The sequence below is a fragment of the Microcystis sp. M20BS1 genome (genome assembly GCF_020245305.1).
Taxonomy (GTDB): domain Bacteria; phylum Cyanobacteriota; class Cyanobacteriia; order Cyanobacteriales; family Microcystaceae; genus Microcystis; species Microcystis ichthyoblabe_A.
The window spans coordinates 1-6,394 of the sequence record NZ_JADBUZ010000029.1 but is presented as its reverse complement, the minus strand read 5'-3'; the positions used below and the strand labels follow the sequence as shown (position 1 = coordinate 6,394).

Here is a 6,394-nt window from a genome sequence, read left to right as displayed (position 1 = left end):
GATAATACAAGGTTAACCAAAGGAAGTCAAGCTGTATCCTTAACAAGGGAACAGTCAAACTAGGAGCCGTGTGAGGTGAAAGTCTCACGCACGGTTCTGAATGGGAGGGGAGGTCGGTGACGACCTTCTCGACCCCTAATATTGATAGATCGGCTCTACCAATTTGGCAGAATTTAGAAATACCCTGTAACTTACCATTCATCGATAACTGAAATTTAAGCACAGATGCGATCCTCGATCGCCACCGATTGTAGAAGTCTTTCCACGATAGCTTTAGCTTGACGACCGTGACTAGGAATCAGACGATGGCAGAAGACGTAGGGAGTAATCAACTTAACATCATCGGGGATAGCATAATCGCGACCTTCCAAGAAAGCGTAAGCTTGAACTGCTTTTTGCAGAACCACACAACCCCGGGGACTGACTCCTAAACTAATATCTTCGTGATCACGGGTAGCGCGGACTAAATCGACGATATATTGCTGTAAAGTGGGAGCTACCTTGACCAGACTCACTAATCTTTGCAATTCTCCCACCTGTTCTAGGGAAATACAAGCTTCTAGGGATTTAACCGTCTCTTGAGAATGCTGTCTTTGTAACATTTTTAATTCTTCTGTGGCGCTGGGATAACCCAAACTCAGGCAAACGGCAAAACGGTCCATTTGCGCTTCTGGAAGCGGAAAAGTGCCTTGATATTCGATTGGGTTTTGGGTTGCGATAACAAAGAAGGGTTGGGGGACCGGCCGCGCTTCTCCATCGATGGTAACTTGTTTTTCTTCCATGACTTCTAGAAGTGCCGATTGGGTGCGCGGTGTGGCCCGGTTGATTTCATCGGCCAACAGGACGTTAGCAAAAGCGGGGCCAGGGATAAATTCAAATTCGCGACTGTTGGGGTTCCAAATCGTCGTTCCCGTGATATCACTAGGAAGGAGGTCGGGGGTGCATTGTACCCGTTGGAAACGACCGTTAATTGAACGCGCTAAGGATTTAGCTAACAGGGTTTTGCCGACTCCGGGTACATCTTCCAGGAGAGCGTGGCCACCACTGAGTAAAGCCACCAGCACAATGCGAATCGATTCGGTTTTGCCGACGATGCTCTGGCTCAAATTTTCCATCAAAATATCAATAGCGTCTCTCATAGCACAAATGGGGTATTTTGTCAAGAAGATTAATGTTAAGTTTTTTTGATCTTAACGATTCTTTTCCCAATTTGCCCATACTAGGGAGAAAAGTTGACAGACAATGGCGGGAAATTTTCTGCTAGGGAGCTAATCGGGGTTAGGGTTGTGAGCAGGGAGAAAATTAGTTAAGGTTGGCTGAATAAATCTGAAAACCTTGTTGGGTAACACTTTTAGACCTTTTGTCAATCAAAAAGTACCGGATATGGGAGTGATCGGGGGAAAATCCCTGGACTTTTTCCCTGAAAATTAGGTAATTGACCCCCTCAAAATCGGTAAAACCCCACACCCCACACCCCACACCCCACGAAAAACTTTTTGCCGCAAACCCTAGTTAAGAATTGTTGCCAGTGGGCGAAATCAAGATTTTAAGTCGGTTCAGTCTGATAAAATCGAGAAGAATTTCTCCTAATCGATGAAGATAAAAGCCAGTGCGCTCGTTTTTAGTCTTGTTTTAGGCATCGCAGCCAGTACATTAACCAATAGTTTGCCCGAAAATTTGACTTTCAATTCTCGGAAAATATTGGCTCAAGATCAGGCACCTTCCTGTCCCCTCCCTCCAGATATTGCCGTCACTTTTCGCAATAGTGAATGTCAGGCAGTTACCCTAGAAAAACCCCAGACTTTTTTCCGTTATTATAGTGACGAAAATTACAAAAAAGGTCGTTTTCTGACCACGGATCAATATACCACCAATGTGGAGGTGATCAGAAATTTAGCCCTCGATCAAAAGTGGAATCCTCCTGAGATGGGGACAAGCGAGCTAGAAGGTAGATAGGGCAAGCGATATCGCTCTTTGTCCTTTGATGTAATCCTTCAACCGATAGCGGCTAATTTGCATTAGCTCTTCTATATTTTTTGGGGAACATTTGATGTAGCTGTAGCCAATAATAGAGATGTTGACCCACATAAAAACTGCTGTGTCTGCGTTGACCTTTATATCTTTTTTCTGGTCTTGTAACATATTTTTGGATTCCCATATCCTTAATTTTTTTACCTTGTAGTGTGGCACTTGTAGAGGCGATAGCTATAACAATTATCAGCTTTGATAGGTATTGCGGTGCTAATTGAGAACCTTCTAAGCTATAGCCTCCCGACTTAAAATCTCGGAACATCTCCTCAATATCAAATCTTTTTTGATAGACCATTATTGCCGTCTCTAAATCCCCAAAATTTGTCAGAATATATCAAGGTTCTTTTGTTTGAAAAACCCCATAGTTTTTTTCCACTTACCAGCTAATTTAAACTGGACAAATCCCTGCTCTTTTGTAATATTGACATCATTCAAAAATAGTTGAGTTCCTGGACTTAAACCTAACTCTCTCATTTCTTGATAAATTCCTTCTTTTGTCTTGACATTTGTACTTTGTTTTTGTCTTAAGCAAAAGTATAAACTCTGCTTCTGAAGACACTTTCTAAGACTGACCGAGCAAAATTCTCTATCTCCTAGCACCACGATTTTATGACCTGATAGCACCGTCAATATTTTCCCCAATACTCGCTGCTGTTCTTCGAGATTACTACTTCCTTTTTTATCCAATATCTCCCAATAGATTGGGATGGCTCTCTTGTCATAAATTAGACTCACCATCAAGATATTAATTGCTCCCCAACTCGTTCGGTCTATGGCAATATATACTAATCCTTTTATTGTGAATCTCTCCTGCTGTTTTAAGATCTCTTTTAAGCAGAGAAACCAGATTTTTTTCAATATTCAGAATTTCCAGTTTTAAAAATCTTTTTAGTTTTTTTCTCCGACTCTCAAACAGGATTGGTATTGGCAGTGCTTCTGCTAATATCTCTAACTTGGCTTGCTTTAGTATTTGCCAGGTTCCAACTATCATTAACAACAGTAGATATCTGGCTCGTCCCAGTTCATTTTCTAACACTTTCTGGTATAGTTCACTTATCATTTTCGTTATTTAGGTCATATATCGAATTCTGGGATAATTCCCTGAAGATTATGACTAGAAAAGCAAAAATAACCACCAGCTTTACCGATGCGGCTAATTTCCTCTAAAACTAGAAAACGGTCAGCATGGGAAATATAATCAATGTCATTAAAACTAAAGAGAATAAAATCAAAATAATTATCGGCAAATTGTTCTAGATTTCTAGCATCGGCCACTTGCCAGACTAAATGGGGGAATTTTTAACGACAAGCGGCGATCATTTCCGCAGAATAATCAACCCCGATATATTCTCCCACAAGAGGGGCAAAATACTTCGTAGTCCGTCCCGCACCTACCCCTAAATCAAGCATTTTCATGGTTGATAAATGCTCTTGCAGCAGGGTTAAAATTGTCTTTTCTGCTGGCTGTAGCGCGGTTAATTGGGCATAATAACCGACAATACTAGGGTCTTTATAGGTTTGCTGATTTTTATCCTTAATCATTCTTGATCGCTCTTTCCTACTACCATCTTTAAGAAAATATTTAGACTATCATAAGATGCGCTTAAATTATCAACTTGGCATCAATGCAGATTTTTAGCTCTTTTTTCCCATCTACGAGCATAGCATTTTCCAAAAGTGATAAAAAAAATGTAAAGTTATTTTATATTAGTTGTCTTTGATAGTCTGGAAATTGTCCTGACGACTTCCCAAATTGTTCCCCACCTGACCCACCGTCCCAACCTCCAGTTGGTGAAAGTAGATAGCACCGAGTCGGTTGTCAGCCATCTGATCGGAGGCTTGCAGCGATCGCCTAGGTTTAAATTGAGTTACGCGCAAGATCAGGTATTTTTACTTAAGCAACGCTAAGAGAGAAAAAGCAGCGGGGATCAAATATCTGTATAAAGTGCTACGATAATCTAAGATTCCATCAAAGGTTAGATTATCAAACGCCGACTCAGGACTATCAAGGTCGGAAAGCCTCGTTCGATGGTCTGAGCAGAGGCAAGACAATCGGTTAGAACTTATTGACTATCTGAGACTGTCCAACCGTTGGGATCGACTTCTGGTATAGGTGAGGATATCGATCCGCAATTGTCAGGGTAACACCAAATCCCCCTGATCCAGTGGAGTGGACAAGCCTTCTTGTTTCTAGTGACCACTTCAGTGGCCTCTGATGATAACTGGGTTTTGCTAACTGGATTTAGGATAAACCTGTCTTAGTGCGGTTTTGTCGTTACTTGTCTAAAAATTGTTGCTATTTCACTAACTACCTTATTTTTTATAGTTAAAAATTATGGCAAGCAAATCTTATTCGATGGTGCAGAATTACCCAACCGGAACAACCGGAACGGGACTAGATCAAACGGTTGAAAGAATTGGCAGAGATCCAGGACTTGCTGGTGCTAATCTCGGCACAAATATTACGGGTGGAATGACGGCAGCTAATGGATTAAATCAGTTAATCTTAGAAGCCAAACAAGCGACTGGAGTTGCTATTAACGGCATTTTTACTGTCAGTGACGTAATCGCGATTAATGCCTGGATTCGTGCTAACCGTTTAGCAGAATTTACTGCTCTCCACGGCGATGATGACGGGACAACAGAAACAGGGTTTCATTTAGTCCAAAATGACGGAGCGACTCAACAGTATCGCAACCAAAATTTAGTTGATACGGTTTTTGATGGCATTTATCACATTGGTTTCCTCATTCAAAATGGTACTTTTCTCAATGAAGATGGGAACGCAAATGCCACGGTTGCTCAGGTGGCGGATTGGCTAACTCAATTTTATACAGATCGGGCCACAACTAATACCGGACTTGATCGGATTACGGAATTAATTATTGCAGATCAGGGTTTAGCGCAAAATATACCTTGGCAAGAAATTGCTGGCGGTGCTGATGCTGCCAATGGACTGAATGATTTATTAAAAACAGCGATTACCACCTACAATCTCGCCGCCGATGGTTCAATTTCCGAAAGCGATATTGCACAAATTAACAATTGGATTCGCTCTGATGCCACCCGTTATAACGCTTTTGTTGTTCTGCATGGGGATGATGACGGCACAACAGAAACTGGCTTCCATTTAGTTCAAAATGACGGCGCTCAGACCACATATTTTGCGAAAAACCTAGTTAATACCGTTGCCGACGGAATCTATCATATTGGCTTTCAAATCCAAAATGGGCGATTTCTCAACGAAGATGGTGCAGCTAATGCCACAGTCAAAGACGTAGCGGATTGGGTAACATATTTTTACGTTGATCAGTCCACCACTGGCACAGGATTAGATAAAATTGTCGATACCATCAAAATTGATACTGGCTTAGCCAAGTGGACAAATGCGGGAGATATTAACGCTGGAGCCGCCGCCGCCGACGGACTTAACCATCTATTAGTAGATGGCATTACTGCTACAGGTATCGCTGCTGATGGCTGGATTACCAGCGATGATATTCGCACCCTCAATCAATGGATTCGCACTAATCACTATGACGAATTTATCCTCCTCCACGGTGACGATGAGGGAAATGAGGAAACAGGCTACCATCTGGTGCAAAATGACGGAGCGACAACCCAATACTTCGGTAAAAATTTAGTCAATACCGTAGCCGATGGACTCTATCACATTGGCTTTAACATCCAAGACAATCGTCTCCTCAACGAAGATGGTGATGCCAATGCTCGCCTTAACGATGTTTCCAGTTGGCTCAACTATTTCTATCTTCAGAAAACCATTATTTACGGTGATAACTCCGGCGACACGATTACAGGTACGAATCTTGCTGAACACCTGATGGGTTACGGAGGAAATGATGTTCTGAGTGGTGGCGACGGCGATGACCTAATCGATGGAGATTGGGGGTCTGACACTTTATCGGGTGGAGTTGGTAATGACTTACTCTATGGCGGTGCAGACAATGACCAATTGGATGGAGGTGAAGGATCAGATACCTATTATGTCTCCGGTAATTTAGCCGGAGGCTGGTCGAGTTTCCAAGGCTACGACATCTACACCGATACCGGCACCTCTGGGGTGGATAAAATTGTGGCCTTGGGTACAGGAGACGTGGACCTGGGGATTCTTTCCTTTAGCGCCAATAGTGGCATTGAAACCATCGACGGGACAGGAGTAACAGGAAAAGTTACCATCGTCGGTGATTGGAGTGACAACACCCTCGACTTCTCTAATACGGCTTTTGTCGGTAACAATATCCAAATCAATGGCTATTGGGGGAATGATAATATCACCGGAACCACTGGTAATGATGTCATTATTGGTGGCGGTGGTGAGGACAAACTTAACGGTGGTAACGGT

Annotated in this window: 5 protein-coding genes and 2 pseudogenes; 2 read left to right on the top strand and 5 right to left on the bottom strand. The window is 42.5% G+C overall.

Annotated elements, in window-relative coordinates; translation table 11 throughout:
• Positions 1–215 precede the first annotated feature (215 nt).
• Positions 216–1,139, bottom strand: a complete 924-nt coding sequence (locus IM507_RS02895; RefSeq protein ID WP_069474851.1) for an AAA family ATPase — start codon at positions 1,137–1,139, stop codon at positions 216–218.
• Positions 1,140–1,593: 454 nt separating this feature from the next.
• Between IM507_RS02895 and IM507_RS02890 the strand changes: the two are divergent.
• Positions 1,594–1,935, top strand: a pseudogene (locus IM507_RS02890) (hypothetical protein); the annotation flags it as partial.
• Between the two features lie 73 nt (positions 1,936–2,008).
• Here IM507_RS02890 and IM507_RS02885 read toward each other — a convergent pair.
• The 4 genes and pseudogenes from IM507_RS02885 to IM507_RS02870 all read right to left on the bottom strand — a co-directional run bounded on the left by IM507_RS02885 (position 2,009) and on the right by IM507_RS02870 (position 3,909).
• Positions 2,009–2,326 (bottom strand): hypothetical protein, encoded by a 318-nt coding sequence (locus IM507_RS02885; RefSeq protein WP_256094051.1) that lies wholly within the window; start codon positions 2,324–2,326, stop codon positions 2,009–2,011.
• A gap of 29 nt (positions 2,327–2,355) precedes the next feature.
• Positions 2,356–2,889, bottom strand: a complete 534-nt coding sequence (locus IM507_RS02880) for a hypothetical protein (protein ID WP_002740050.1) — start codon at positions 2,887–2,889, stop codon at positions 2,356–2,358.
• A gap of 222 nt (positions 2,890–3,111) precedes the next feature.
• Positions 3,112–3,573 (bottom strand): annotated as a pseudogene (locus IM507_RS02875) (class I SAM-dependent methyltransferase); the annotation flags it as partial.
• A gap of 165 nt (positions 3,574–3,738) precedes the next feature.
• On the bottom strand, positions 3,739–3,909 hold the full coding sequence (locus tag IM507_RS02870; protein ID WP_256094050.1) for a hypothetical protein: 171 nt from the start codon (positions 3,907–3,909) through the stop codon (positions 3,739–3,741).
• Positions 3,910–4,366: 457 nt separating this feature from the next.
• On the opposite strand from IM507_RS02870, the gene IM507_RS02865 reads away from it, so the two are divergent.
• Positions 4,367–6,394: calcium-binding protein (locus IM507_RS02865; protein WP_465246287.1), on the top strand; the 2,028-nt coding region annotated here is incomplete at its 3' end.